22 protein-coding genes are annotated in these 25,108 nt (G+C 44.0%); 11 read left to right on the top strand and 11 right to left on the bottom strand.

The genetic code is table 11. The features are described 5' to 3' along the window. Window positions 1-121 precede the first annotated feature (121 nt). On the bottom strand, window positions 122-2,530 hold the full coding sequence (locus tag R7P74_RS06045) for a VolA/Pla-1 family phospholipase (RefSeq protein ID WP_318122750.1): 2,409 nt from the start codon (window positions 2,528-2,530) through the stop codon (window positions 122-124). 20 nt (window positions 2,531-2,550) lie between these two features. Continuing rightward, window positions 2,551-3,786, bottom strand: a complete 1,236-nt coding sequence (locus R7P74_RS06040) for an outer membrane protein transport protein (RefSeq protein ID WP_262634071.1) — start codon at window positions 3,784-3,786, stop codon at window positions 2,551-2,553. 422 nt (window positions 3,787-4,208) lie between these two features. On the opposite strand from R7P74_RS06040, the gene R7P74_RS06035 reads away from it, so the two are divergent. After that, complete coding sequence (locus R7P74_RS06035) at window positions 4,209-5,237, top strand: site-2 protease family protein (protein WP_047103591.1); 1,029 nt, start codon at window positions 4,209-4,211, stop codon at window positions 5,235-5,237. Between the two features lie 74 nt (window positions 5,238-5,311). Here the strand turns inward: R7P74_RS06035 and R7P74_RS06030 are convergent, their stop codons facing one another. After that, window positions 5,312-6,100: a M48 family metallopeptidase gene (locus R7P74_RS06030; RefSeq protein ID WP_017634168.1), complete on the bottom strand. Its 789-nt coding sequence runs from the start codon at window positions 6,098-6,100 to the stop codon at window positions 5,312-5,314. A 200-nt stretch (window positions 6,101-6,300) separates the two neighbouring features. Between R7P74_RS06030 and R7P74_RS06025 the strand changes: the two genes are divergently transcribed. The 5 genes from R7P74_RS06025 (at window position 6,301) to cutA (ending at window position 9,346) form a co-directional block, all read left to right on the top strand. Continuing rightward, window positions 6,301-6,735: a hotdog fold thioesterase gene (locus tag R7P74_RS06025; protein WP_005376340.1), complete on the top strand. Its 435-nt coding sequence runs from the start codon at window positions 6,301-6,303 to the stop codon at window positions 6,733-6,735. Window positions 6,736-6,741: 6 nt separating this feature from the next. Beyond that, window positions 6,742-6,975, top strand: coding sequence for a DUF3389 domain-containing protein (locus R7P74_RS06020; RefSeq protein WP_005386281.1), 234 nt, complete (start codon window positions 6,742-6,744; stop codon window positions 6,973-6,975). 79 nt (window positions 6,976-7,054) lie between these two features. After that, window positions 7,055-8,764, top strand: a complete 1,710-nt coding sequence (locus R7P74_RS06015; protein ID WP_005386283.1) for an SgrR family transcriptional regulator — start codon at window positions 7,055-7,057, stop codon at window positions 8,762-8,764. After that, window positions 8,748-8,999, top strand: a complete 252-nt coding sequence (locus R7P74_RS06010; protein WP_005376334.1) for a hypothetical protein — start codon at window positions 8,748-8,750, stop codon at window positions 8,997-8,999. Before R7P74_RS06015 ends, R7P74_RS06010 begins: the two co-directional genes overlap by 17 nt. A gap of 14 nt (window positions 9,000-9,013) precedes the next feature. After that, window positions 9,014-9,346 carry a divalent-cation tolerance protein CutA gene (gene cutA / locus R7P74_RS06005; protein ID WP_017634166.1) on the top strand — a complete coding sequence of 111 codons (333 nt, stop codon included), beginning with the start codon at window positions 9,014-9,016 and terminating at the stop codon, window positions 9,344-9,346. Here cutA and R7P74_RS06000 read toward each other — a convergent pair. Beyond that, window positions 9,308-9,904 carry a DUF2238 domain-containing protein gene (locus tag R7P74_RS06000; RefSeq protein WP_005376330.1) on the bottom strand — a complete coding sequence of 199 codons (597 nt, stop codon included), beginning with the start codon at window positions 9,902-9,904 and terminating at the stop codon, window positions 9,308-9,310. The two genes, cutA and R7P74_RS06000, sit on opposite strands and share 39 nt — an antisense overlap. A 242-nt stretch (window positions 9,905-10,146) precedes the next feature. On the opposite strand from R7P74_RS06000, the gene R7P74_RS05995 reads away from it, so the two are divergent. Beyond that, a complete protein-coding gene (locus R7P74_RS05995; protein WP_005386285.1) occupies window positions 10,147-10,986 on the top strand; it encodes an isopenicillin N synthase family dioxygenase in 840 nt (279 codons plus the stop codon). A gap of 128 nt (window positions 10,987-11,114) precedes the next feature. Then, window positions 11,115-11,735, top strand: coding sequence for a DNA-J related domain-containing protein (locus R7P74_RS05990; protein WP_318122749.1), 621 nt, complete (start codon window positions 11,115-11,117; stop codon window positions 11,733-11,735). Between the two features lie 79 nt (window positions 11,736-11,814). On the opposite strand, the gene R7P74_RS05985 is transcribed toward R7P74_RS05990, so the two are convergent. The 4 genes from R7P74_RS05985 to tesA all read right to left on the bottom strand — a co-directional run bounded on the left by R7P74_RS05985 (window position 11,815) and on the right by tesA (window position 17,517). After that, window positions 11,815-13,470 carry an ABC-ATPase domain-containing protein gene (locus R7P74_RS05985; RefSeq protein ID WP_017821933.1) on the bottom strand — a complete coding sequence of 552 codons (1,656 nt, stop codon included), beginning with the start codon at window positions 13,468-13,470 and terminating at the stop codon, window positions 11,815-11,817. A gap of 71 nt (window positions 13,471-13,541) precedes the next feature. Then, window positions 13,542-15,452 carry a bifunctional diguanylate cyclase/phosphodiesterase gene (locus tag R7P74_RS05980; protein ID WP_318122748.1) on the bottom strand — a complete coding sequence of 637 codons (1,911 nt, stop codon included), beginning with the start codon at window positions 15,450-15,452 and terminating at the stop codon, window positions 13,542-13,544. Window positions 15,453-15,632: 180 nt separating this feature from the next. Further along, window positions 15,633-16,832 carry an enoyl-ACP reductase FabV gene (fabV, locus tag R7P74_RS05975; protein WP_318122747.1) on the bottom strand — a complete coding sequence of 400 codons (1,200 nt, stop codon included), beginning with the start codon at window positions 16,830-16,832 and terminating at the stop codon, window positions 15,633-15,635. A gap of 82 nt (window positions 16,833-16,914) precedes the next feature. Continuing rightward, window positions 16,915-17,517: a multifunctional acyl-CoA thioesterase I/protease I/lysophospholipase L1 gene (tesA, locus tag R7P74_RS05970; protein WP_005376324.1), complete on the bottom strand. Its 603-nt coding sequence runs from the start codon at window positions 17,515-17,517 to the stop codon at window positions 16,915-16,917. On the opposite strand from tesA, the gene R7P74_RS05965 reads away from it, so the two are divergent. From R7P74_RS05965 to R7P74_RS05955, 3 genes are all read left to right on the top strand, one after another. Continuing rightward, window positions 17,516-18,208: an ABC transporter ATP-binding protein gene (locus R7P74_RS05965; protein ID WP_005376323.1), complete on the top strand. Its 693-nt coding sequence runs from the start codon at window positions 17,516-17,518 to the stop codon at window positions 18,206-18,208. The two genes, tesA and R7P74_RS05965, sit on opposite strands and share 2 nt — an antisense overlap. Further along, window positions 18,208-20,664 (top strand): ABC transporter permease, encoded by a 2,457-nt coding sequence (locus tag R7P74_RS05960; protein WP_318122746.1) that lies wholly within the window; start codon window positions 18,208-18,210, stop codon window positions 20,662-20,664. The genes R7P74_RS05965 and R7P74_RS05960 overlap by 1 nt, the downstream gene beginning before the upstream one ends. A 352-nt stretch (window positions 20,665-21,016) precedes the next feature. Beyond that, window positions 21,017-22,456, top strand: a complete 1,440-nt coding sequence (locus R7P74_RS05955) for an FAD-dependent oxidoreductase (RefSeq protein ID WP_318122745.1) — start codon at window positions 21,017-21,019, stop codon at window positions 22,454-22,456. A gap of 28 nt (window positions 22,457-22,484) precedes the next feature. On the opposite strand, the gene R7P74_RS05950 is transcribed toward R7P74_RS05955, so the two are convergent. The 3 genes from R7P74_RS05950 to R7P74_RS05940 are packed head-to-tail and all read right to left on the bottom strand — an operon-like array spanning window position 22,485 to window position 24,855. Next, window positions 22,485-23,420: a biotin-dependent carboxyltransferase family protein gene (locus R7P74_RS05950; protein ID WP_064354777.1), complete on the bottom strand. Its 936-nt coding sequence runs from the start codon at window positions 23,418-23,420 to the stop codon at window positions 22,485-22,487. Beyond that, on the bottom strand, window positions 23,417-24,100 hold the full coding sequence (locus R7P74_RS05945; RefSeq protein WP_318122744.1) for a 5-oxoprolinase subunit B family protein: 684 nt from the start codon (window positions 24,098-24,100) through the stop codon (window positions 23,417-23,419). Before R7P74_RS05945 ends, R7P74_RS05950 begins: the two co-directional genes overlap by 4 nt. After that, the gene (locus R7P74_RS05940; protein ID WP_064354779.1) at window positions 24,100-24,855 is read right to left on the bottom strand and encodes a 5-oxoprolinase subunit PxpA; all 756 of its coding nucleotides are present in this window, start codon (window positions 24,853-24,855) and stop codon (window positions 24,100-24,102) included. The genes R7P74_RS05945 and R7P74_RS05940 overlap by 1 nt, the downstream gene beginning before the upstream one ends. Between the last annotated feature and the right edge of the window lie 253 nt (window positions 24,856-25,108).

Here is a 25,108-nt window from a genome sequence, read left to right as displayed (position 1 = left end):
AACAAGTGAGTTAGGCAAAGACATCGTTTTAACTATAGCAGAGGAAATATGAGTGGGTTTGAATAGAATTGAAATGAAAAAGCCCAGTAGAAACTGGGCTTTGGTAGGAAGGATGTTGCGATTACTTCAAAACAGAAGTGTTAGTGACACCTGTTAATGCGTCATCCATTAAGAAGTCAGTGTTTTCCATCTGCATCTCTACATGATGATCAATATCAGACAAAGTGCCATTTGGCGAAGCAAAAGTACTGTGCGATGCAGTAGCATTAAACTGTACAAAGCTCGCAGTTGCATTCACAGTAGTGTCCGTACTGTTCACAGTCTTCAACCCTAGCTTATTAGCGAGTGGTTCAGTACCCGCGAATGGTGCATTTGGAACGCTGTTTGGTACTGTGCTATCGCCATCCACTTCTGTCATAAAGAATGGTGTCGTTAGCGAACCAGATGCCACTAAATCTGAAGCGTTTGTGAACGGATCGACAGTGTCTAGTGTAGTCTGTGCTGCATAGATAAATTGTGAAAAACCTGCTTCTAGCGCTGCTACTTGAGCTTCCGTTGCCGCAGCCTCAAATGCTTCGTAACATGTTTTATCTTCTAGATCCGCACATGATGCATCAGCGTAACTCGCATAGTCTTTAGATGCTGCATAAGCGAGGTTATGTTTGATCTGAGGGCCGTAATTGTCTGAACCCAGTAACAAATTACCAATTTGTCCACCAGAGTTCTGTACTGATGCAGAACTAAAGGTGTACAGTGCATCCGCAGTAGGGCTGCCCAATGTATTGTTTGCTGCTGCGACGGCAGATGTAGCGACAATACCGCCAAGTGAATGACCTAGCATTTTGACTTTTGAACCCGTCATTGGGTTGAAGCCTTGCAGAGGACCTCCAGCTAAAAGACCGCCTTGAGCAGATACTACCAAGCTAGCGCGCAAACCTAACACATCCAGAACACTTTGACGTAGGTTGTCACGCGCAACGGCTAAGTTGGAAAGATTTAGATAAGCCAGTACATTCGCATTTGCGGAACGTTGTTCATCTAAGCTGCGCGTACCATGAATAGGTAAGTCAATAGCGATAACTGCCACACCTGCTTTTACCATATTGAACGCGAACGCGTACGCATTCTCTTTCGCAGAGGTGATGCCGTGTTGATAAATCACAACGTCTGTCGCGACGCCAGATTTAGGTGTGAAGACCAGTACTTCGACATCTTCAACCGATTTCACTACGGGAACAGGCGAGTAGCGAGTAACAATACGCTCACTATCAAGCTGGGTACCATCGGTAAGAGTAAGCTTAGCTCCAACAAGTTTTAGCTGCTCTGTAGGATCTGTAGCAAGCTTTGTCACATCAACAGGATCATTTGCAAAAACGTCTGTTGATAGCTGCTGAACCATGTTTGCTTGCTCGTTCGGATCCGCTAATGCTGCGCTTAGCTTCGCTAGGCTTGGCATCGCAGATACCATTGGTTGCATGTTCCAGCTTGCGCCTTTTTCCAAGTAATGAGGCAGTCTTACCACACCTTGTGTCACGCTTACATCGGCACCTGATTGCATGTAAAGGCCTTTAATTGCCGTTTTAGCTGCGTCTAGATCGCTAATGTATTTACTAAAGTCATCGTCAGAGTCTAGCGCAGTGCTAAAGTCTTGGGTTTCACCGAGCGTTATTGTGTAGGCCGTTGATAAGTCTACTGAACCTTCGTTTGAGTCATTTTTGTAAACGGTATTTAGTGTGTTTGCGCCAGTAGAAAAACCAGTAGCGGTTACTCCTTTGACTGCCGCTAACGTATCACCTACAGACTGGGTACTGAACCATGAGGAGTAAACGATGTCGTTAGGATTAACTTGAGCTAGACCAAAAATGCCTTCAACCGCCTGAGTGACTGCTTGAACAGAAGCAAGGTCGCCAGTTTCATAAACGATTTCTTTCGATTTACCTGTCGCATAACTGGCTGATGTACCAATTGGCTCACCATTCACGTCAGTAACATCTTGTGTAACCGCAAAAATGTACTCGCTTGACTCATCAAGTGCAGCCAAGAACTGGATGTATAGAGAGCTACCTTTTGCTTGAACTACGTAGTTCTGATTCTGAACGAGTACCTCTTCGATTGGGTTAGATTTACCGTCCCACTCGGTTAAGCGTTGGTTAATCTTGATGACTTTAACACCAGACGACAGCATGCCCGTTGCAAAACCGTCGCCGTTGAAGTTAAGAACGATTGGCATAGACGTTGACCATCCATCCATCGTGTTCATTGAGGCTCTAGGGTTGGTTAAAGCATCATCGCCATCAGTTGGCAGACCAAGCGTACCATCGCTTGTGTCCATTAATAAGTAAGACGGTGCCGGTACATCTGCGTTCGCTCCTTGAAGCGTAAAACTGATGGATGTTTCGCGATCAAGCAATGCTTGGACTTCATCTTCAAATTGAACTTTGTCGGAAGTACCAGAGCTGGAGGTATCATCACCACAACCAGCAAGAAGGATTGCAGAACAAAGCATTGATAATTTAAACGTGTGTTTCATTGGTTTACTCCGTAATCCCATTATTTGAAGGTGTAGTTCATCTGTACCGCGCTGATGTAAGCAGTACCTTCTGAGTCAAACTTAATCTCTTCACCCAGAGCATTCGTCTCAGTGAAAGAGCCTGATTTACTCTTAACAAGTGCAAAGCCTGCATCGAAAGTTAAATTCTCATTCATTGCGTAAGTTAGGCCCGCGCTGTACCAAAAACGGTCACTGTCAGGGATACTCAATGTCGCTTCACCTGCTTGTTCGTCGTACGCAAAACCTGCACGGAATGTCCAGTCTGTATTAAGTATGTAAGTTGCACCAATGGAGTAGCGATTGTTGTCTTCATATTTCTCAGGTTTAAAGAAACATACTCCGTCATTACATTCGTTACTGGTCGCTTTTAGTTCTTTAAATGTGCTCCAGTCGGTTTGTTGCCAGCCGTAATGTACAGCCCATTGTTCATTCAATTGATGGAAAGCCGATAATTCGATAATTGAAGGAAGAGAGATTTTTAAACGGCCATCCACTTTTGGTGATGAAGCTCGACCAGAGTCGTAACTACTAAACTCACCGTCATCAAAATCTAGATCAACCTTAGAGCGGTAGCCAAAGCCAAAACGGTTGTTTTCATTTAGCTCAAATAAAGCGCCAATATTCCAACCCCAAGCAAAAGTTTCGCCTTCCATGCCGACAAGGTTATCGGACTTATTACCACCTAAAATACGGGCGAGTGCGCCTTTGTGGCGAGTCAGCTCTGCTTCAGCGTAAACTAGGTTGATACCACCACCGACACTGAAAGACTCGTTGATACGGTAAGCGACATTAGGGTTGATGTTTACTGAAAGTAGGGAAGTGTCACCCGCCATATCACCTGCGGAAATATCATTTGGATAGTCGGTAGCAACACCGTATGTTGTGAACATACCGATACCCCAAGCCCAGTTATCATTGATAGGGCTGATGTAATAACCTGCTGGCACGATCTGTAAAGGGGCGACATCTTTCGCGTGTTCATTGTTTACAGTGTCGTACACATCGACTTCAGGGTCGATGATAGATAACGCGCCCGAAAATTGAGCTTCTTTGAAAAGTGTCATTGCTGCAGGGTTACGGGCAAGGACGCTGGCATTATCTGCGACAGCCCCTTCACCTGAAAATGCTCGACCAAGACCAGATGCCGAATGTTCAGCTACCTGGAAGCCCGCTGAGTGGGCATTACACGCAAACAATATTGAAATTGTAAGCAGAGAGCAGTGCTTCTTGTTCATCCTTGACCCTCCTAGGGTGTCATAATGCTGGACCGAAGTCCTTGTAATTGTTGTGTGGTACTTACACCAATTGTTAATACGCGAAATACAACGGTGATGTAAATGTAATGTTAATTGTATGTTTAATAACTTGTCAAAGTTTGAGCGTATTTTGCGTTTTAAATATGATGCATAGGTCAAACGATGGCTTTTAAGGGCATGTATTATCGTTATATTTTTGAAGAGAATGGTACGACCAGAATTGTTTTGCGAGCTTTATAGTTAAATAACGATCAAATCAAGAGATAGCTCGCTTTGCGGTTTCTTCACTTCACAGGCATAATTCGCGCTCGCTATGTAGTTATTCAATAGACGCAATAGGAACCGCATTGGAATTACTGAATGTTGAATTTTTAGGTCGTTCGCTAAGGCTCGAAGGATCGATGGCTGGGTGGCAGCAGTTATATTGGGATAATACGTTGGTGTCTCAAATCGATGCCAGTGACAATACCGCAGAGACTTGTCTACACCAGTTTAGGCTCTCTGCGGGTGAGGAAATCCTGAACTGTCATTTAGAGTGTTCTTTAACATGGCAACCGTTTGAATTGAGTTACAAGGTCACAATTAACGGTGAGCTCGTCAACGAAGGTTGTCGAAATGAAAAAGACATCGAGCGCCAAGTGCCAGAAGTTACGCCACCATCCGAAAAGCGTTTAAGTATAATAGGTCTCGTATCTCTTGGGATGAAAGCACTTAAAAGTGCGAAAGTTATTAAAGTGGCGTTAGCGTCTGCAAGTCTCGCTGCATATTCTTGGCTATTTTCCATCGAGTTCGCGCTAGCGTTGATCGCTTGCTTGGTTTTCCATGAATATGGTCACATTAGAGCTATGAAGTATTTTGGAATGAAGACCAAAGGAATCTATTTGATTCCATTCCTAGGTGGTTTGGCGCTAAGTGACGAAAAGATAAACACGCGCTGGCAGGATGTGGTTATCTCAATCATGGGACCATTTTTCGGTTTAGTACTTAGTATTGTTTTTACTTTGCTTTATTGGATGACTGGTGAGGTGATCTTCGCTGGGCTTGCTGTGTTTAACGCCTTGCTAAACCTATTTAATCTGCTGCCTATTTTACCATTAGATGGTGGCCATGTGCTCAAAAGTATTACCTTCTCAATGAATACTTGGGTCGGGTTAGTTGGCAGTATTGCGACCGCTTTATTAGGCATTTTTATCAGTTACTATTTCGGTCTGACGTTGCTAGGGTTTTTATTGTTAATGGGAATGTTGGAAGTGGTGATGGAATGGAGAGCTCGACATCAAAGCCATTTATTGCCATTAACCCGTTATGGGCAGCTATTCTCACTGGCTTGGTACTTGGTCTCTGTCGGAGGTTTTGTTTCTATCATCTGGTATTTTGCCACTCTCGGAGATAGTTTGTTAAGTTTGCCGCTACAGATATTGGGCACTTGATTAGAATCATTAAAAGCTCCCTAGGGAGCTTTTTTATTTGGCAAGCTTAAGTAGTAGACGATAGTAGCAATGAATTAGCCACATCTTGGTGCTTTCGCGTTATACGCAGGCAGCTTATTTATGGTTGCTTGTAAATCTTTAATGCGCGTACTGTGCGATGGGTGGGTTGAGAAGAATTCAGGTGGTTGAGAACCACCTGATGCAGCACTCATATTTTTCCATAAATCGACACTTTGACGTGGGTCGAAACCTGCTTTTGCCATGAATTCCAGCCCGACAATATCAGCCTCAGATTCCTGAGTACGACCGTATGGCAAAATAACACCGTATTGGACACCGACACCAAGTGCCGCCATCGTCATTTGTTGATACTGTTTGTACTCGGAAGCGCCAATGGCAACGTTTGCTAGAGACAACCCGGCATTTGCTAACTGACTTTGTGAGAGACGTTCATTACTGTGGTCAGCGAGGACGTGAGCGACTTCGTGACCAATGACTGTTGCCAACTGATCTTGGTTTTTCGCGACATCTAAAAGCCCGGTATACACGCCGATCTTCCCACCTGGTAGAGCAAACGCATTGACTTGTTCACTATCAAAAACAACGACTTCCCAGTCTTTAAATCCAGATTGAGCGGGAATGGTGTCAGTGATGTGTTTGGCAACGCATTGAACGTAGGCATTCGTTTTGCGATCTTTGCTGATTGGGATATCTTTCTTCATTTGTTCGAAAGATTTAGCGCCAAGCGATGACATTTCCTGATCTGAAAACATCAGGATCTGGTTGCGACCCGTCGGTGATGCGCTACACGCCGTTAAACCCGCGATAGTTAAAAGAGCAGAGGCTTTCATCCATACCTTCATAACAGGCTCCATTTAATTTTTTGTTTTGAAGCAATAGTATATACCCAAATAGTAACATGATGCATGGATCAAGTTATTCATCTGATTAATAAAGAAGGTGAGATGTTACGTCTTGAAGTTATGCCCAAGTAGCGTCATGCTAGCTTCCTAGCACATCGTTACAACCTAACAAACCAGTTTGTGAAACTAAGAGTAAAACAATGAGTATATGGAAAAAGCCCGTAAGCATAGAGATTCTGAATGCCACGTCAAAAAATACCCTGATCGAGCACCTACAAATTAAATATACAGATTTCACTGACGACTCCCTTACAGCAACCATGCCCGTATGCAGCTTTACTCATCAACCTTTAGGAATGCTTCACGGTGGTGCATCAGTCGTGCTCGCAGAAACATTAGGCTCATTGGCTGCAAACTTCTCTGTCGATGAGGGCAGCTACTGCGTCGGTTTAGATATTAACGCGAACCATGTGCGAGCCATGCGAAGTGGTCATGTGATTGGTACGGCAAAACCGCTTCATCTGGGTATTTCAACGCAAGTGTGGCAAATCGATATCACTGATGAGCGAGGCCGTTTAGTGTGTACCAGTCGCTTGACCATCGCTGTGAAACAACACAAAACAAAGTCGGTATAAACTAAGATGGTGATTGAGTTTTCATTAGGAAAAATCATTGCAACCCAGCGTGAAATAGTGATTAAGCTCTCCGGCAGTGCAATGGTAACCTTGCAAGCGCAAACCGATGCAATTCAGTTGCTGGGTAGAGGAGCGAACGTTGTTTTATCTCATGGAGCAGAGTGCAAATGGTCTATCAAGCTGGACAACGAGGTACAACTGGCTGAACTTTCGCGAGAAATTGGTATCGATATTCAATAATTTATAGTGTGATGTTTGCACTTTTTGGAAAAAATGAGGAAACTTAGCTTATCGACAACAAGATAAGAATTTCCTCTTTATGAGTAGCCCTCGTTTACGTGTTCAGTTCGAAACACTGTTTGAAAAATTTTCCGGTCACGATACGGACGTTCAGCTCGAAGACATCACCGAAGCGTTGTTTTGTACACGTCGTAATGCTCGTATTGTTCTAAATAAACTTGAAGAAGAGGGCTGGATTGAGTGGCATCCGGCAGCGGGTCGAGGAAAACTTTCGAAACTCGTTTTTAAACGTAATCGAAGCGACGTCAGCGAAAACCTCGCCAGGCGTTATCTCGATGAAGGGAAAATCGGTCAGGCTCTAGATGCGCTTGATAACGATGCGGCACGATTGACGCAGGTTATCCAAGGTTATTTAGGGCTTCAGCATCGACAGGGCGAGCAGGTCGTGCGTTTGCCTTATTATCGACCATTGTCGATGTTAAACCCGCAGAAACCGATGCGGCGTTCTGAACAGCACATCGCCAGACAAATTTTTAGCGGACTCACTCGCCTTGATGAAAATGAACAACTTCAACCAGATTTAGCCCACACGTGGGAAGCAATTTCTGATACACATTGGCGTTTTTATCTTCGTCGTGGAGTACGCTTTCATAATGGTGAACCGTTAACAACCAGTTGTGTTCTTGAGAGTGTGCTTGCGTTAAATGGCTTGAACTTGTTTTCTCACATAAAGCGGGTGTCTTCACCACAAGAGTGGACCGTTGATATTGAGCTCGTCCGTCCTGATCGCTACCTTCCTCTGGCTCTGAGTGAGTCGCAAGCAAAAATTTTGCTACCGAGTGCTTTGCGTTCTGAAAGCTTCGATAGACAACCGATAGGGACAGGGCCGTTCCAAGTTAAAATGAATGATGATAAGCGTCTTATTTTGACGGCTTTTGATGGCTACTTTGGTTTTCGCCCTTTACTTGACCAAGTGGAGGTGTGGGTAATCGATGAAGCCTATTCTTCAATGGTTTATCCAAGCCTGTCAAAGCCGAAGATGGATAAACAAGGTTCATCCGATGAAGTCGAGCTGGACCCTGGCTGTACATTCCTATTACTAAACAAAAACACTGGGATTGCAAAAGATCCACGTTGGGCAGAGTTCCTCTCGCAAACCCTCAACAGTCACCAGATTTACGCGCATGTTCCACAAGATAAAGTGATGGAACTGGGAGTATTGCAAGCCTTTGGCCTTAAGCCCGGTTGGATTGATCTCAGGCCAGCGGAAGCGGGCAGCGTACCACAGGCTAATAAGGTAATTTCCGTAGCGTATCAGAAAAAGCATCCGATGTTTCCAGTAGTTGCCAAGGCCATCAAGACACTCTTAAAACCGCACGGTATAGAGGTTGAGTTTATTCGTTATGATTCTCAACCGCCCGCGCCGGAGGAAGTGGATATCTGGGTGAAAGCTATGGGCATTGCAACGAACCGAAATGACGCGTTGGCGGGCTGGCTCCTGGATTACAGTGATATTGAGAAGTTCAGTTCAGGTTACGATTTTAGTGAATGGGCTAAACTTGTCGATCAATGGCGTGCTGGGATGCACACAGACTTTCCTGCGCGTGAGCTAGGACGACAGTTAGTAAAAAGCTGTCAGGTGATTCCTATGTTTCACTGCTGGCTAGGCGTGAATAAAGACCACAGCGGTGCGTTACAAAATGCAAAGTGTAATGCCTTAGGTTGGTTTGATTTTAATAATGTATGGGTCAAACCGGATATAGAAAGTAACCATGGCGAAACCGAATAAAAAACAACCGACGAAAACCGTCGATATCTTTTGCTCTAAATGTAAAACTCAACTATTTAAGTACCGTAAAGGCGGGAAAGGCGCACTGGTTAAATGCTTCAAAGAGCGCATTGTTGACGATTTCACACAAACCCCATGTATTTGCCCCGCTTGCGGACAAGAGTTTGCAAGAGATACCCTAGTAAGAGGAACCCCCGCTTACAAAATGATTGGCGGCAAAGTGACGATGAAATAATAAAGGGCTAGAAAATGAGTATGAAACATGACTATTGCATGGTTTTAAGTACAACCAGTAATGAAAAAAATCGAGATCAGATCATTAAAGGTTTGCTAGATGCCCAATTAGCCGCGTGTATTCAAACAATGCCTATTGAAAGCCACTACGTTTGGAAAGGGGAGGTTTGTACTGACAACGAATGGTTGCTAGTCATCAAAACTCGTCGAGAACTTTATGAATTGGTGGAAGAGAAAATAGAAAACCTGCACGAATACGAGGTCGCTCAAATCGTACAGGTTCCAATTGTTGATGGGTTTAACCCTTATTTAGAATGGTTGAGAGAATCGACGTTGAGCCGACATTAAGAATAACGACAACACTGCACCAACGGTATCGCACAACATATCTTTCTGGGCGTCCCATATGTCACCTTGCGAGCCCAGAAAGGCAATTCCCTCATCGCCACCAGCCAACTCCGCATACCACCATTCGATAATCTCATAGCCAGCAGCAAGTGACATGATAGCAAACAAAGCAAACCAGCAAGAGAACGCTTTGTTGAACCGTTTTTTGTTTATCAAGTATTCAGCGATCGGATATGCGTAAAGGCCAATTGAAAAGTGCGCAACGCGATCAAAATTATTTCGCTCTGAACCAATCATGTCGTTAAACCAGTCAAACGGCACTTCGGAGAACGTATATTTCGCACCGATAGTGTGCAAACAGAGCCAGATGAACATTAAAAAGTAAGCCGTATTACTGAACTGATAGCGAATCGAAATCGCCCAAATAGCAACAAGAATACCAATCGCCGGGATAATCTCCGCAAACCAAACTGCACGTGAGTTAGGTTCCAACGCAGAAAATAAAAACACGATGGCATAAAAAATCGTTAATCCTAAGAGTGTCGAGGTGCTTTTCATAGAGTTATTTGATCCTTCAATTTATCTTACAGTGGGACTCCATAGATTGTGTTAATGATTGCACTTAATTGAACGGTGTGCAATTGATATTTTAATGGGTTTTTTGATCACTGAAAATGTTGATTTATTGGCAAACTGCTCAACATTAAAACGTTTGCGCGTGCACTTTTCATTAAAGTTTGATTTACAACATGCCCATCCATAGAATCCATGATTCAGTCTAATAAAAAAGAAGTAAAGCCATGAAACTGGAAACTGTCGATTATCTTGCTGACGATGCTGCTCAACAGTTCGTTACCTCTCTACGCGAAACGGGGTTCGGTGTGTTGAAAAACCACCCGATTCCACAAGAGCTTGTAGAGTCAATTTACAAAAACTGGCATGAGTTTTTCTGTTCAGAACAAAAGAATGATTTTCACTTTAACGTAGACACCCAAGATGGCTACTTCCCACCTTCTGTGTCTGAAGTGGCGAAAGGGCACAAAGTGAAAGACATCAAAGAGTACTTTCATGTTTACCCTTGGGGTCAGATCCCAGAGCAGCTTAAAGCTGAAATCTTAGAGTACTACGAGCGTGCCAATGCATTTGCTCAAGAGCTATTAGGCTGGGTTGAAGCGTACGCACCTAAGGACGTTCAAGAGAAGTTCTCTATCGCGTTGTCAGAAATGATCAATAACAGTGACAAAACATTACTACGCGTGCTTCACTACCCACCGATGACAGGCGAAGAAGAGCCAGGCGCTATTCGTGCTGCTGCGCATGAAGACATTAACCTGTTAACGGTTTTGCCTGCTGCTAATGAACCTGGACTGCAAGTAAAGAGTAAAGAGGGTGATTGGATCGATGTACCATGTGACTTCGGGAACTTAATCATCAACATTGGTGATATGCTTCAAGAAGCGTCAGGTGGTTATTTCCCTTCAACGACTCACCGTGTAATCAACCCTACGGGTGGCCGTCAAGAAAAGTCACGTATCTCATTACCGTTGTTCCTGCATCCAAAGCCGGAAGTGGTGTTATCTGAGCGCTACACTGCACATAGCTACCTTATGGAACGTTTACGTGAGCTAGGGGTTATTTAACCTTTACGTGATCTCCTTACAAAGGCCGATGGTGAATGACTATCGGCCTTTTTGCATTTATGCTACAAAGTGGAAACTATGTTTTTTGTGCCGTGAATGGGGCCCTAAACTCGTGTCAGAGAGGATGAATGGAAGGACAACGTACTGTCAATAGTATTGAGCCTCATGCAATAGAAAATCCGCTGCTTTGGCCAATGCTAGAAATTCTGAGAAAACAGCCCTCTAATTGGAAAGTGCACACCTTGGCAAGCTCGTTGGGTGAACAAGGTTATATTTCAAAGCTGGACGACTCTCCCGATAAGGATTTATTCAAAAGAAATTTCCTGATCATGAATGCATTATATCAACTGCAAGACACTCTGTATCCGGATAGTTGGCTTCAAGTCGAAGCCATGGATATTCAGCTCATGTCTTCGATGGAAGCTTTGAGGCATAAGATCGATATTCATGATCCTTTGCGTGAGTATTACTTAGATTGGCGCAATTACGAAGCGGACGAAGATGAAGTGCGTCGACTGTTGAATGAATTTTGGACAACTTATCAAAAGTTCATCGGTGGTTCGTCAGTAGCCAGCGTAGATAAGACAAAGGCACTGTCACTATTTGAACTTAACACTGACGCTACGCCTGCGGAAATTAGAAAACAATGGCGAAAACTCGCGCTTCGTTGGCATCCTGATCGAGAAAATGGCGATGCAGAAAGATTTAGAGTTCTTTGTGAAGCGTGGAATGTACTGAAAAACGAATGATTCGCTAAGAATAAAGATAAAGGAAGGCAGCTAACTATAGCTGCCTTTTGATTGAACTGTCTTTGTCAGCGTATCAAAACTAGCATGATGACTTAAACTGAGATTTTCGCATGCGGTTGAGGGCAGCCATAACGTCTAGTGTGCGTGGTTTGGCTAAGTCGCCTTGCTTAGGAAGAGCGGCATGCCACTCACCAGACAGCATTTCTTCAATCTCCTTCGCCGGATGATTACACCAACCTGGAAGTTGAGCAATTTGGAACCATAACCAGCCAATTGTGTTGACTTCATCGGCTGACTCTATCTGTTCCAAAGCGCTAAGATCAGTAAACTCTTTACCAAATCGAAGTGACTCTTTGCCTTTCGCATTCACACGGAACTTGCCGTCAGTCAGAATATTCATCAACGCAACGCGGTTCAGTGCTCGAGGTGGGAAGGTCTGTAAACGTTCTTCTGACTCGTTATGGCGTTGAGTAGGGTGCTGAGCGATAACTTCTTTCGCTTTTTCAGTTACATCAACGGCTTGGTAGTCGTGCATTTGAATGACGGTATCGGCAACGTCTAAGTAGTCGCCTGACCCACCCATAACGATAATGGTAGAGATATCAAGATCATCTCGTAATTGACCAATGCGGTCGACGAGAGGAGTAATTGGCTCATCACCTTTTGCCACCAATGCCTGCATACGCTCATCTCTAATCATGAAGTTGGTAGCAGAAGTATCTTCATCAATCAATAATGTGCTTGCACCCGCTTCAATAGACTCTTGAAGCCAAGCGGCTTGCGACGTTGAGCCTGATGCGTCTTGAGTAGAAAAGTCCGCCGTATCTTTACCCATCGGTAAATGGTTGATGTAGTTCGACAGGTTCAAGTGGTGTACGCATCGGCCATCTTCGGCACGAATCTTCATAGCCTTGTTATCGGCAACAATGTATTCGCGACCATCTCCTGGAATATGATCGTAAATTGAACGCTCTATTGCATTTAATAAGGTAGATTTGCCGTGGAAGCCGCCACCTACGATCAGTGTGATACCTTTTGGAATTCCTAATCCTGTGACATGGCCCTTGTTTGGCGCATGTAAAGTGACTTGTAGAGATTCAGGGGCTTTAAACTCAACGGCTTCTTTCATTGGAAGGTCGCAATTACCTGCAATTCGAGGAAGAATACTGCCGTTTGCGACAAACGCGACTAAGTTATTGGCCTCCAACTGTTCTCGCAGGGCATCTTGGTCTTCAACAACTTGGCAGTGCTTAATTAAAGCGGCTTTGTCGAGTTCACGCTCTAAAGTTGCTCGACGGATAAACTTAGGCAGGTGGAAAGTCAGTATGTTGTTGGCTTTTTTCCCCAATACTGAACGACCTTCAGCCGGTAAGTTAACTCGAAAACGCAGTTCAATACCTTCTTCAGTAAACAACACCGCGGTGCTATCCAGTACAGTTTGGCCTGTCAGTGAAATTGACACTGAGTTTTCTTGTTTAGCAAACTGTTCAAAACTACGCGCAATAAAATCACGTGCAGCTCTTTGAAATGCAGGAGACTCGTCTCTTAGCCACTCAAGACCAGTCAAAGACCATGCGCGAGTCGCACGAAAACGTGACGCCGATGCATAAGGGTCACCCTGTACATGATCGATAAACAAAGTGAAATCAGTGAAGTCGTATTGACCTTTGATTTGCTGATAAGCTCGGTAGTTCTGCTTTTCAATTTTCTTAAGCGTGGCAGTCAACTGATCCATGAAGATATTGGCCTTTTAATAGAAGCGGGCGGCGATTATAGAAACCACCGCCCTCATAGTAAAGAGAATGCTTAGGAAGAGTAGGCGTATTGCCCGCCAGAAAGGCGCTGATTAAACAAACTTTGCTCAAATTCATTACAAGGCATAGGTTTACCATAAAGAAAACCTTGTCCGATATCACAACCCTCACCAATAAGAAACTGCTCTTGTTGGTGGGATTCAATGCCTTCGATCACGACTTGGAGTTCCAGTTTTTTCGCAATGTGTATGATAGAACAAATTATCGCGCGGTCATCGTCCGACTTTTCCATTTGCTGGACGAAGCTTTTATCAATTTTGATGGCATCAAATGGATATTTCTTTAAATAGCTGAACGAGGCATATCCTGTACCAAAATCGTCAAGTGACAGTGTCACGCCTAGTTTGTGCAGTTTATTTAATGTAGTGCGTGCTACGACCTCATCGGCAATTAAAGCGCTCTCGGTCACCTCGAGCTCGAGAAAGTGCGCTGGCAAGTGAAAAGACTCGAGTAAGTGTTGCACTTGTTCCGCAAAATTTACGTTTTGTAATTGAATGGGAGAAACGTTGACGGCCATTTTGAAGTTATCAATTAACTCAGACCATTGTTTTGCTTTGTCTATCGCGGTTCGAAGAACAAAAGAGCCAACTTCAAAGATAAGCCCGTTTTGTTCAGCCATATGTATTAAGGCTTCGTTGGATACGTCGCCTAGTATTGGATGCCTCCAGCGTAGTAATGCTTCTGCGCCAATCCATTTGTGGGTTTGAGGGTGTACTTTGGGCTGAAAGTAGAGCATTAGGTCGTCGTTTCTTACCGCTTGCAATAAGTAGCTTTCCAGTTGATTGTGGTTGTTGAGTTCATTTGAATGGCTTTCACAGAAATAACTATACGCTTCGCCAGATTCTTTACACAAAAGCATGGCATAACATGCGTTCTGGAGTAGTTGTTTAGCATTGCTGGTTCGGTGAGCTTGTACAACACCAATGTAAGAGTTTAGGTGAACCTCTGTGTCTTTTACATAAAAACTTCCCATACCAATATCGGTAATATCATTCAGTAGCTGATGCAATTTTATATCGATGTCTGTGCCCCAAACGAGCAATACGAGATCATTGGAGCTAGGCCTCCCCGTAACAAAATGTCTGGACTCCCGCTTACCAAGACGATACCGAAACTCTTTCAATATTTCGTCGAAAGCTTCAAAGCCATAACGGGTTTGGATACTGCGTGCATTGCTAAAACCAATGTTTATTACGATTAATGATTGCTGACTGTGATCTAACGTTCTGAGTGTGTCACTGACTATATTTTCGAGTGCTGCTCGGTTTAGGAATCCAGTTCCTTGATCGTGTGTTTTTTGGTAGCTCACCTGCTTTTCAGCGGCTCTGCGACGATCAATCTCTTGCGTTAGGGAATAACTTAACTGCGCCAAATCTGTAGTGCGATTCTCAACTCTATTTTTGAGTTCGTTGTTAAGACGCTGAAGTTTGTGTTGCTGATGCACGATGGAAAGCTGCGCTTCGATTGAATCTTTAAAAGTCCCAAGTAATTGCCGGTAAGTGTCGCAGTATTCATTCTCCTTAGAATCAAGCATGCAAATAGTTCCAAACGTCTCTCCATTTGGCCAGAATAGCGGTAAGCCGCAATAAGAGATCATACCTAGTTTGATATCAGGGTTATTTTGCCACTCTTCATCTTCAAGCGCGTTTGGGACAATAAGTTCACTTTTGTGTTTTATGACATGCTCACAATACAAACCGTTGCCAAGCAACTCAGTATCGCCAGTACGATAAGGATTACCTATAGTTTCGCTGGATGTATTTACTTCTATGCGATCTGGATGGATACGCATAATTAATGTGGTGGGTACGTGCGTTATTTGAGCCAGTAAGTTGACGATTTCCTGCCAACTTCTTCGCATAGACTCAGGGATTTCGTAGTCTAATGTTTGCAATCTCCCCATATAGGTCATCCTTTACGTGGTTTCACTTCCTGTGAATTAAAAATGCAGACTGCTCTATTTTGTTCTCGCTTTTTAATTAAGTATAGGGTGGCTAGGGCTCGAAACAAAAAAAAGTCCTGAAAAGTGTTCAGGACTAGGAATAGTTGTCACATATCTCATCCTTGAAACAGATAACAAGCATCAAGGCTTAAGCGACATTAACGATTCAATAGAAATGTCTTGCGAATAGTCGACATCCTCAAAGTTAAAGCCATTGAGCTTCATAAACTCATCTTTAAAACCTTGGTAATCACCAATCTCTTTAAAGTTATCAGCATTCATTTGTTCTAAAAGAGCGTGGACTTCTTGTTGAACTTGCGGTTCAAGTTCCAAGTCATCTATTCGAATCAAGCGTTCACCGTCAACTGGCACTTTCTCTTGATCGTATAACTTCGTAGTAAACAGCCGCTGCATTTGTTCAATACAGCGTTCGTGAGTACCTTTTTCCTTCATCACTCGATAAAGCGCTAACAGGTAAGGGCTTAGAGCAGGGATGAATACACTGGCTTTCGTCACCAACGCCTTACACACGGTTGCGTAAGCACCGCCGTCAAAGTTGGCGAGTTTGAGGTTTAATGAATGACTGGTTTGGTGTAAATCGATTTTCGCTCGACCTAACGTACCATCGAGATAAATTGGGTGCGTAATGTCAGGGCCCATGTAAGAAAAGGCGATGGTTTTGCAGCCGTTTGCGATAGAGTCGTTATTGATGAGTGTGTCAATCCAGCTTTCCCAGTCTTCGCCGCCCATTACTTTAATGGTGGCATTGGCTTCCTCTTCTGTTGCAGGCGTTAAGGTGGTTTCTATCCACTTATCGTTCTCCAGCATGATAGAAGCGCCAGTGACAGGTTCACCAATAGGTTTAATGACACTGCGCCAAAAGTCATCAGATTCAGGTTTAGGTCGAACACCGGTTGCCAAGCTATAGATGACTAAGTCAACTTCACCCTCAAAGTACGTTTCAATGGCTTCAATCACTTGATTGCGCACCGAACCCGAGAATGCATCGCCAACAATATTTATTGCGGTACGCCCGGCTTGATTTGCTTCTTGCTTAAAAAAGACGTTGTTATACCAACCCGCACTCCCAACCCCTTTCTCTGAAGGGCCACGCTCAAATGAGACGCCAATGGTATCGGCGTTAGCGCCACCGAACGTTAGGGCTATTCGTGCCGCTAGGCCGAGACCAGAGGAGGCACCAATAATCAAAACCCGTTTTGGGCCTTTTTTGATCTGTGGGGCGTGCTTTACGTATTCAATTTGCTCTTTAATAGATGCATGACACCCTTTGGGGTGCGCAGAGCGAGCAACAACACCTTGAATTAACGGTTCTATTCGCATGTTGTTATCTATCCTCGATGAGTGGAATTGAAAATAGATTAACGTAAAGTTACGTAAAACTTATTGAGCTAGACCATTAAAATTAGAGATGTTTAATTAATTCTTGAGCAACGAAATCAGCGATCCAAGGTTGTGCATCTGGTTTTGGGTGAAGGCCATCATCCATCATCCATTCTGGTTTGGTGACAACATGCTCTAAGAAGAATGGCATCAAGGCAACTTGTTGATGCTGTGCAAGCTTAGGGTAGATATCGTAAAACATATCGCTATAGCGCTTACCATAATTAGGCGGAACCCGAATTTGCATCATGACAACGTCCGCACCAGAATCTTTTATCATGGTAATCATTTTTGAAAGATTTGACGTAATAAGTTTAGGAGGGAAACCTCTTAGGCCATCGTTGGCACCTAACTCAATAAGTACCATGTCAGGGCTATGCTGAGTTAGCAACTGAGGTAACCGTGCTAAGCCATTGCCAGTGGTATCGCCAGAAATGCTAGCATTAATAACTGTTACATCTTGACCATGTTCTGACAACGCATCAGGGAGTAAGCTAGGCCAACTCTCTTCGATCGGCATCTGATAGCCTGCACTCAAGCTATCACCCAAGACAAGTAGCTTTTCGCTCGCATGTGCAGTAGCGGAAAAACAAAAAAATAGAACTAAGGAAAGTATACGAATCATGCAAACACCTGTACTTAATGCACCTATTGTTCAAGCCAATTTGGTTTCTAAACAAGTCTCTACTAATCAAGAACAATTAACAATCCTCAAAGACGTAAATGTTGACATCCGAAAAGGAGAAAAAATCGCCATCGTCGGAACTTCCGGTGCAGGTAAGTCAACATTGATGACGTTGCTAGCTGGTCTTGATACGCCGACATCAGGCGAAATTACTTTATTAGGTCATGAATTATCAAAACTGGACGATGAAGCTCGTGCGAAAATCCGGGCTGACTCTTTAGGTTTCGTTTTCCAAAGTTTCCTGTTAATCCCGAGTTTGAGTGCATTACGTAATGTCACGCTTCCTTGTCTTTTACGTGGTGAAGCCGAAGATGAAGCAAGAGCAGCGGAATTATTAGCTGCTGTTGGATTGGAAAAACGTGTCGACCATTTACCAAGCCAGTTATCTGGTGGTGAACAACAGCGAGTTGCGCTAGCGCGTGCATTTATGACACAGCCTGAGCTGTTGTTCGCAGACGAGCCTACCGGCAATCTTGACCATCAAACCGCAGACAAAGTGATTGAGCTGCTATTCGATCTTAATGAACAGCACGGGACAACTCTGATTTTAGTAACACACGATGGTCATCTAGCAAGCCGATGTGACCGTATCTATCGTATGGAGGCGGGTGAGCTTAAGGAGGAGATATAATGTCTGCAGTATCATCAAGTGAAGCAACATCCACAGAGCAAAACAGTACAACACAGCACTCGTCGAATAAAAGTTTGATACGCTGGAGTTTCGGCGAAATAAGGCAGGGGAATCTTTGGCCTATTAGCGTTGCTCTTATTCTCGTGATTGCGAGTATCTTTGCGCTTTCTGCATTAGCAGAACGAATGGAGCAGGTGATCGTCAAGCAGGGGAAGGACGCATTAACGGCAGATGCGGTGTTTGTGTCTGCTAATCCCATTCCGGACATGTTGTTAGCCTCGACTGAAAGCCTTGAACGTTCGACGATGACACGCTTTGCCACTATGGCATTTAGCGATAATGGTATGCAGCTTATTTCTGTAAGGGCGGTGGATGATAATTACCCTTTAATGGGAGAGCTCGTTCTTGAAAGTAATCCAGCCGGTCGCGTTAAAGAGAACCAACTCTGGCTTGATGAGCGGATTATGACTCAACTAAACGTAAAATCAGGTGACAGCGTCACGATAGGCGATGCCGAGTTTACTGTATCAGGCGCAGTATTGATGGAACCAGGCTTGAGCTTTAATCCATTTCAGCAAATGCCTTCTGCATACATTCATCAAAGTGACGTAGATAAAACAGGAGCAATTCAAGTTGGGAGCCGAGTTCAATACCGTCTGTTTTTACAAGCCGATGATAAAACACTAAAGAGCTTGCAAGATGATACGCAGCTTTCTCCGAGCGATCGCTGGCGCACGCAAGATACTGCCAGTCGTAGTAATGAGGTTTTTGAACGCACGACGCAGTATCTGTCGTTGACCGTAGCGATTGTCATCATTATGGCGGCGACAACATTGGTTCTTACTTGTCAAAATTACGTGAACAGCCGGACACAAACTATCGCGATGTTGAAAAGTCTTGGTGCGAGCCGCCGATGGATTGAAAAGTGGTTATTTATTCAAGTCACAATCCTTCTCATTAGTGCCAGTGTCGTCGGCCTACTGCTAGGGAGCGGGTTGGAGTATTTATTACGCATTCCACTCAAAGACTTATTACCCGATCCACTCCCTAGTTACGGTGTCACACCATTTTTGGTGGCATTTATCTCTGCAGTCTTGATTACTGTTCCCGCTCTCGGTATACCATTGTTAGGCTTGATTAAAACTCCCGCGTTAGAAGTGCTACAGCAGGGCAAAGCGCAACGTTCCTGGAAGCGAATGTTACTTGTTCTAGTTCCCGTTGTTCCATTGCTTTTACTGTATGCAGATAACACCTTAGTTTGGATCGTGCTCACTGGTATAGCGGTACTGTTTGTGGTACTCGCAGCAGTTAGCGTCACACTCACAAAGCTGTTTGCACGTGTGTCAACCCATCCTGCAATGAAGCTTGCGTTGAGTCGTATCAACCGGACGCCAGTAACCAGCGGTCTACAGTTTGGTGCTTTGGCATTATCTTTGATGTTGCTGTCTATCATTTGGCTTGTGCGCAGTGATATTCTCGCTGATTGGGAGAGAACCTTACCTGCAGACGCGCCAAATGTGTTCGCTTTGAACATTGGTGATTATGAGCTCGATAACTACCTAGAAACCCTAGATAAAAATGGAGTTACGCGGTCACAAGCTTATCCAATAATTCGTGGACGACTAACAGAGATTAACGGTCAAAACGTCAAAGAGATTGATTACGAAGGAGAAGGTTCTGACGCGATACGTCGAGAGCTAAACCTGACATGGGGAGATACCCTACCAGAATATAATGATGTGCTTTCGGGTGAATGGACAAACAAAGGGAGTGTATCTGTAGAAGCGGATGTAGCAAATGACTTAGGCATAAAACTCGGTGATACGCTGCGCTTTGTAATAAACAGCCAGAATTACGATGCAGTAGTAGATACCATCCGTTATGTCGAATGGCGTGACATGAAGCCTAACTTTTATTTTATTTTCTCATCTGACGTGATGGCTAATTTACCTGGTTCTTACCTCATCAGTTATAGGATTGAAGAAGGAAATGAAGCGTTGTTGACGTCAATGTCACGTGCTCACCCAACGGTCTCTGTTTTAGATATCCGAACTATGGGCGAGAAAATTCAGGCTTTGATTCAGCAAATCGTATCAGCAATCACCATCCTTGCTCTTTTAGGCGTTGTTGCTGGTCTGCTGCTCATCTTTACGCTACTGAGGTTAAGCTTGTCCCAACGACAACAAGAGATTCGTTTGTATCGCACATTAGGTTCAAGTAAGAAACGGATCAACACAACCCTGTGGGCCGAGTACGGAATTATGGCGTTGATTGCTAGTGGTGTTGCGGTATTCGCTGCGGAAGTTTGTGTGGCCGCAGTCATGACATATGGATTCGATCTCAATGCACAAATTCACCCCGAATTGTGGATAGCTTTACCGCTTGCAACATTTGTTACGTTGGCACTTGTAGTGATGAGTTTGTTGAAAAGATTGTTAACTCCAGTAAACACTTAATCGCAGCGAGTGTTATCAAGTTTGGAACACTCCATGACACTTTTATTTTAGTTATCCACAAAAACAGTGGATAACTTTTGGGATAACTAAATGGGGTAAAAAGTGGGGTGTTTCTGCAGGCTTTGCGCCATGGGTCTTACAGTGAAATTCTTATTCACATAGACACAAAAAAGTGTCTTCTTAACCATGTAGTCAAGTACTTTTTCGCAAATTTTTTCTACTTTAATGCACTTTACAGGCGCTGTTGGATATTTCGCAAACCCATGAACTTTTTGTGATTTTAATCAAGTCCAAACACGAGTAGAATCCACCGTTAGTAAAGAATTTTCCTTATAAAATTTTTAGTGAAGCAATGAAGTCTGAGTTTCCAAGTTATAAAGATAAGCATATCGCTGTTGTTGGTGGCGGTGTAGCAGGTGCAACAGCAGCAATTCATTTTGCGGAGCTGGGTTTTAAAGTTTCCGTAATAGAGAAGGGCGTATCACTAGTAAATGGTCCACCCATTTGTCATTTGCATGCTGGTGGTAATTTATATCGAGAGATTTCCGAGCAACAATGCTTAGACTTGTTAGCACAATCTATTGATACTGTTCGCCTGTATCCGCTTTCACTGAATATTCGTCCGACAATCATCGCGGTTCCTCATTCCGATGGTGGAGACCCATCCACACTAATTCCGCGATTAGAGGTTGTGAAAAGTGCTTATCAGACGCTCGTTGATAAAGATCAGAGTAATAAAGTGCTCGGCGAACCAAGCGAATACTACAAACTGTATTCAAAAGCGGAGCTAGAAGCTCTCGCGCAACGTACTCAACCAAGTCATCCTACAAACTTCGATGAGTGGTGTATTCCTTTTGCTCAACATGCTGATCTTGAAGCGCTAAAGTATCCTGTTGTCGCAGTTCAAGAATATGGTTGGAGTGTTTTTCGCCTCGCTGCAATTGCCAACTTAACACTAGATACGCTTCCTAATGCTTCAGTCTTCACACAAGCAACGTTCAAGCAAGCCGATTGGATGGGGGAACACTGGCAACTTGGCTATGAACGTGAAGGTATCGATTACCTGATGACATGCGACTACTTGGTTAACGCGTGTGGCTTTGAAACAGGCTCAATTGACAACACAGTTGGTGCCAAGCGTGACAGGTTGGTGGAGTTTAAAGCCGCTTACGTTACGAGGTGGGCAGACTGTCAACAACAATGGCCAGAAGTTATTTTTCATGGCCCGCGTGGAACCGATAAAGGAATGGCTCAATTGACGCCTTATGGCGATGGTTACTTTCAACTTCATGGTATGACAAAAGGAATCACGCTGTTTGAAGATGGTTTAGTGGAGAGCACGAACTCATCTGCTCAACCTGAACTGCCTATGCCTTTACTCTCGAAGATCCGTAACGGCTGGAGAGAAGAAGTGTTAGAAGAGCGAACGAACAATGCCATCAAACACATGGCGCAGTTTATTCCCGACTATCACTCTGCTGTAAAAGGAGGAAAAGCATTGTTTGGCGCTCAGCAAATTCCCGGAACAGACCCAGTACTCAGAGCGGCAGATGTGACTTTTGAAGATAACCACTATGCGAGAATAGAGGTGGTAAAAGCGTCATCGACACTACTCGCAGCGCAAAAAATGCTTCAATTCTGGTTTGACATCGATCCTAACCAAAATGTGGAAACACAGCATCCGGTCGCTGTAAAGTGGTCTGAACAAGAGGTCGAGCAGTACGCGATTAAACTCACTCAAGAGCGAGGCTATCCACAAGCTTTAGCAGTGCGTTATGGTATGCCTACATAATCGGCTGTGTTTGGGCTCAGTGGTTGTATTAGTACCCAAAAAACTGAGCCCATTGGCACCATACTTCTTGCAAGCCTAGCCTATCTCCTTTCACAAAATTGACTTTTTGTCCGGGCTTCGCCTGTGCCAGTCTAGGTAAGTCAATACGGGCTACGCAGCCAAATTTAGGATACCCGCCAATAGTCTGGTGATCGTTGAGCAGCACAATAGGGTTACCATCGCTAGGTACTTGAATTGAACCTAATGCAATTCCCTCTGATAGGACGCCTTCGTAAGGTGGACGAATGTTATTGCCCTCAAGACGGTAGCCCATGCGATTCGAATTGGGGGAGATGATGAATGCTTTGTTGTAAAATACTTGGCGAGCGTCTTCATCAAAGTCCTCGTTCTGATAGCCTTCAATCACTCTCAGCTTAATGGGTAAGTTGTAATCTGGCTTAAAGCGAAACGTCATTTGCCTTGGTTTACGTTTCGGTAAGTTATGAGGGACAAAGGGAAGAATATCGCCAGCTTTCAAAGCGCCACCATTTGAATCATAACCACCTAGAGATTCTCGCAAGACGGTCGATGCGCTTCCTAAGTGCTGAGCAACATTGAATCCACCTTTAACCGCTAGGTAGGAGCGAAGCCCATTCCTTGCGACTCCGAACTGAAGCTTCTGTCCTTTTTTCAACGTAAAGTCAGACCAATTTGAAATAGGTTCACCATCTATTTTTGCATTTAAATCACCGCCACATATAGCAAGGTGGCAGTTATGCAAGGCAATAAAACAAGCGTTACCCAAAGTAATTTCAATCGCAACGCAATTGACTACGTTACCAAGCAAATGGTTGGCCCAACTGTAAGCATAGTCGTCGACCGGGCCACCTTGAGTCACACCGACATGCGCCAAGCCAAAACGACCAAAGTCTTGAACTAAAGAGAGCGGTCCTGGCTTTTCCACCAGTAATCCACCGTAACTCATAGTACGCCTCCTAAATCGATAAACTCTTGTTTTGAAATAGCATTAAAGGTGACCTTGTCACCCACTTCAAACGGTATAAAAGGAGGAGAGTCGGAGAAGAGCGCAAGCGGGCTTTTACCAATAATGTTCCATCCGCCAGGACTATCTGATGGATAGACGGCCGTTTTAGAGTCTGCGATTCCGACACTTCCGGCCGGCACGTGAGTTCTTGGTGTGGCAAGCCTTGCCATGTGCAATTGAGTATCAACGTCAGAGAGAAATGCAAAGCCTGGAGCAAAGCCAATTGCAGAAACCGCGTACTCGGTTTTCGTATGCAGGGTAATAAGATCGTCTAATGACAGACCTCGCTTTTTAAAACGAGATAGATCTAACGCGGTTTCTTCAGAGTAATATACAGGGATAGTAACGTGATTCGGCTGGGAAAGCTTAAGTGATTGAGTATCAAACTGGCTCACGATTTGTTGCAGCTCATTGACTAAGTTCTTTTCGTTGATTCGAAAAGGTAAGTAATCAATGAGAATAGTTTGATAGGAGGGGACAACGTTCATAACAATTGAAGCGAAAGTTTCTCTTATGCTGCGAGCAAGCTCTCCGACTGCATTTTCAGAAATACTCTCATCAAACTTAATGAAAATACTGCACTCGGAGATCAAAGAGATATTAAATTTCTCTTTATGCATTAATTTCCTCCAGCGTATAGGCTTTGGCGGATCTTTTGGAGCAGCGCGATCGACTCTTCATTGTCACCATGAACACAAATTGTATCGGCTTCCAATAATATGTAACCGCCTGAAGCGGTTTTGACACGCCCAGAGTCAGCTAAGGTCCGGACTTGCTCAAGTATCGCGTGCTCGCTTTTTAACACGGCATTGGGCTGTGTTCTAGGAGTCAGTAAGCCGTCATCTTGGTATAAACGATCTGCAAATGCTTCAAATAGCAAGGGAACATCATAATCGTCTGCGATTTCTAAGTATTTTTCGTTTTCCTGTGAAGCTAGGATCATTAACGGTACTTTGAACAGTGCTGCCGCCTTTACTACCGCTCTAAATATCGCATCACTTTTCATCATGTCGTTGTATAGAGCACCATGAGGCTTTATGTAACTGATGTCTGTGTATTGCGCCCGGCATAATGCTTGTAAAGCACCAACCTGATATATAACCATGTTCGTAATTTCATCACCCGTCATGCTTATGCTTCGTCTGCCAAAGCCTTGTAGGTCGGCGTAACCTGGGTGTGCGCCAATATCAACATCGTTGTCATTCGCTAGGGTGATGGTGTCGTGCATGACATTAGGGTCGGAGGCATGAAAACCACACGCGATGTTCGCCATATCAACATGGGGCATCACGTCTTCATCTGCGCCCATACTCCAAGAGCCAAAGCTCTCGCCCATATCACAGTTCAATGTAAGTTGCTGTTTATTCAATGTCATACGTTTTATTTCTACACAAGCAATGGGTTTACGATGCAGGAAAATGCATCTAGGTTCAGTGACTCACTTCATTCTTCTATCATGAAAACGAAGCTTTTTGAGCAGATAGCTGACGAAAAAGATCACGTTAGTCCATAAAGATGTTGCCGTTATTTGAGTTGATCCGAATTTTAAGGTATTTCGTTTCTTTTCCATCCAATTTTTGAGAATTTAAGGTTATTTTGCATTAGCATCGTGTTAATCTTGTCGCCCT

Source organism: Vibrio sp. 2033, assembly GCF_033339735.1.
This window is presented reverse-complemented; position numbering and strand designations above follow the sequence as displayed.

Coding starts and splice junctions, on each gene's coding strand:
- R7P74_RS06045 (WP_318122750.1), bottom strand. CDS start 2,530: ATGAAACACACGTTTAAATTATCAATGCTTTGTTCTGCAATCCTTCTT.
- R7P74_RS06040 (WP_262634071.1), bottom strand. CDS start 3,786: ATGAACAAGAAGCACTGCTCTCTGCTTACAATTTCAATATTGTTTGCG.
- R7P74_RS06035 (WP_047103591.1), top strand. CDS start 4,209: ATGGCTGGGTGGCAGCAGTTATATTGGGATAATACGTTGGTGTCTCAA.
- R7P74_RS06030 (WP_017634168.1), bottom strand. CDS start 6,100: ATGAAGGTATGGATGAAAGCCTCTGCTCTTTTAACTATCGCGGGTTTA.
- R7P74_RS06025 (WP_005376340.1), top strand. CDS start 6,301: ATGAGTATATGGAAAAAGCCCGTAAGCATAGAGATTCTGAATGCCACG.
- R7P74_RS06020 (WP_005386281.1), top strand. CDS start 6,742: ATGGTGATTGAGTTTTCATTAGGAAAAATCATTGCAACCCAGCGTGAA.
- R7P74_RS06015 (WP_005386283.1), top strand. CDS start 7,055: ATGAGTAGCCCTCGTTTACGTGTTCAGTTCGAAACACTGTTTGAAAAA.
- R7P74_RS06010 (WP_005376334.1), top strand. CDS start 8,748: ATGGCGAAACCGAATAAAAAACAACCGACGAAAACCGTCGATATCTTT.
- cutA (WP_017634166.1), top strand. CDS start 9,014: ATGAGTATGAAACATGACTATTGCATGGTTTTAAGTACAACCAGTAAT.
- R7P74_RS06000 (WP_005376330.1), bottom strand. CDS start 9,904: ATGAAAAGCACCTCGACACTCTTAGGATTAACGATTTTTTATGCCATC.
- R7P74_RS05995 (WP_005386285.1), top strand. CDS start 10,147: ATGAAACTGGAAACTGTCGATTATCTTGCTGACGATGCTGCTCAACAG.
- R7P74_RS05990 (WP_318122749.1), top strand. CDS start 11,115: ATGGAAGGACAACGTACTGTCAATAGTATTGAGCCTCATGCAATAGAA.
- R7P74_RS05985 (WP_017821933.1), bottom strand. CDS start 13,470: ATGGATCAGTTGACTGCCACGCTTAAGAAAATTGAAAAGCAGAACTAC.
- R7P74_RS05980 (WP_318122748.1), bottom strand. CDS start 15,452: ATGGGGAGATTGCAAACATTAGACTACGAAATCCCTGAGTCTATGCGA.
- fabV (WP_318122747.1), bottom strand. CDS start 16,832: ATGCGAATAGAACCGTTAATTCAAGGTGTTGTTGCTCGCTCTGCGCAC.
- R7P74_RS05965 (WP_005376323.1), top strand. CDS start 17,516: ATGCAAACACCTGTACTTAATGCACCTATTGTTCAAGCCAATTTGGTT.
- tesA (WP_005376324.1), bottom strand. CDS start 17,517: ATGATTCGTATACTTTCCTTAGTTCTATTTTTTTGTTTTTCCGCTACT.
- R7P74_RS05960 (WP_318122746.1), top strand. CDS start 18,208: ATGTCTGCAGTATCATCAAGTGAAGCAACATCCACAGAGCAAAACAGT.
- R7P74_RS05955 (WP_318122745.1), top strand. CDS start 21,017: ATGAAGTCTGAGTTTCCAAGTTATAAAGATAAGCATATCGCTGTTGTT.
- R7P74_RS05950 (WP_064354777.1), bottom strand. CDS start 23,420: ATGAGTTACGGTGGATTACTGGTGGAAAAGCCAGGACCGCTCTCTTTA.
- R7P74_RS05945 (WP_318122744.1), bottom strand. CDS start 24,100: ATGCATAAAGAGAAATTTAATATCTCTTTGATCTCCGAGTGCAGTATT.
- R7P74_RS05940 (WP_064354779.1), bottom strand. CDS start 24,855: ATGACATTGAATAAACAGCAACTTACATTGAACTGTGATATGGGCGAG.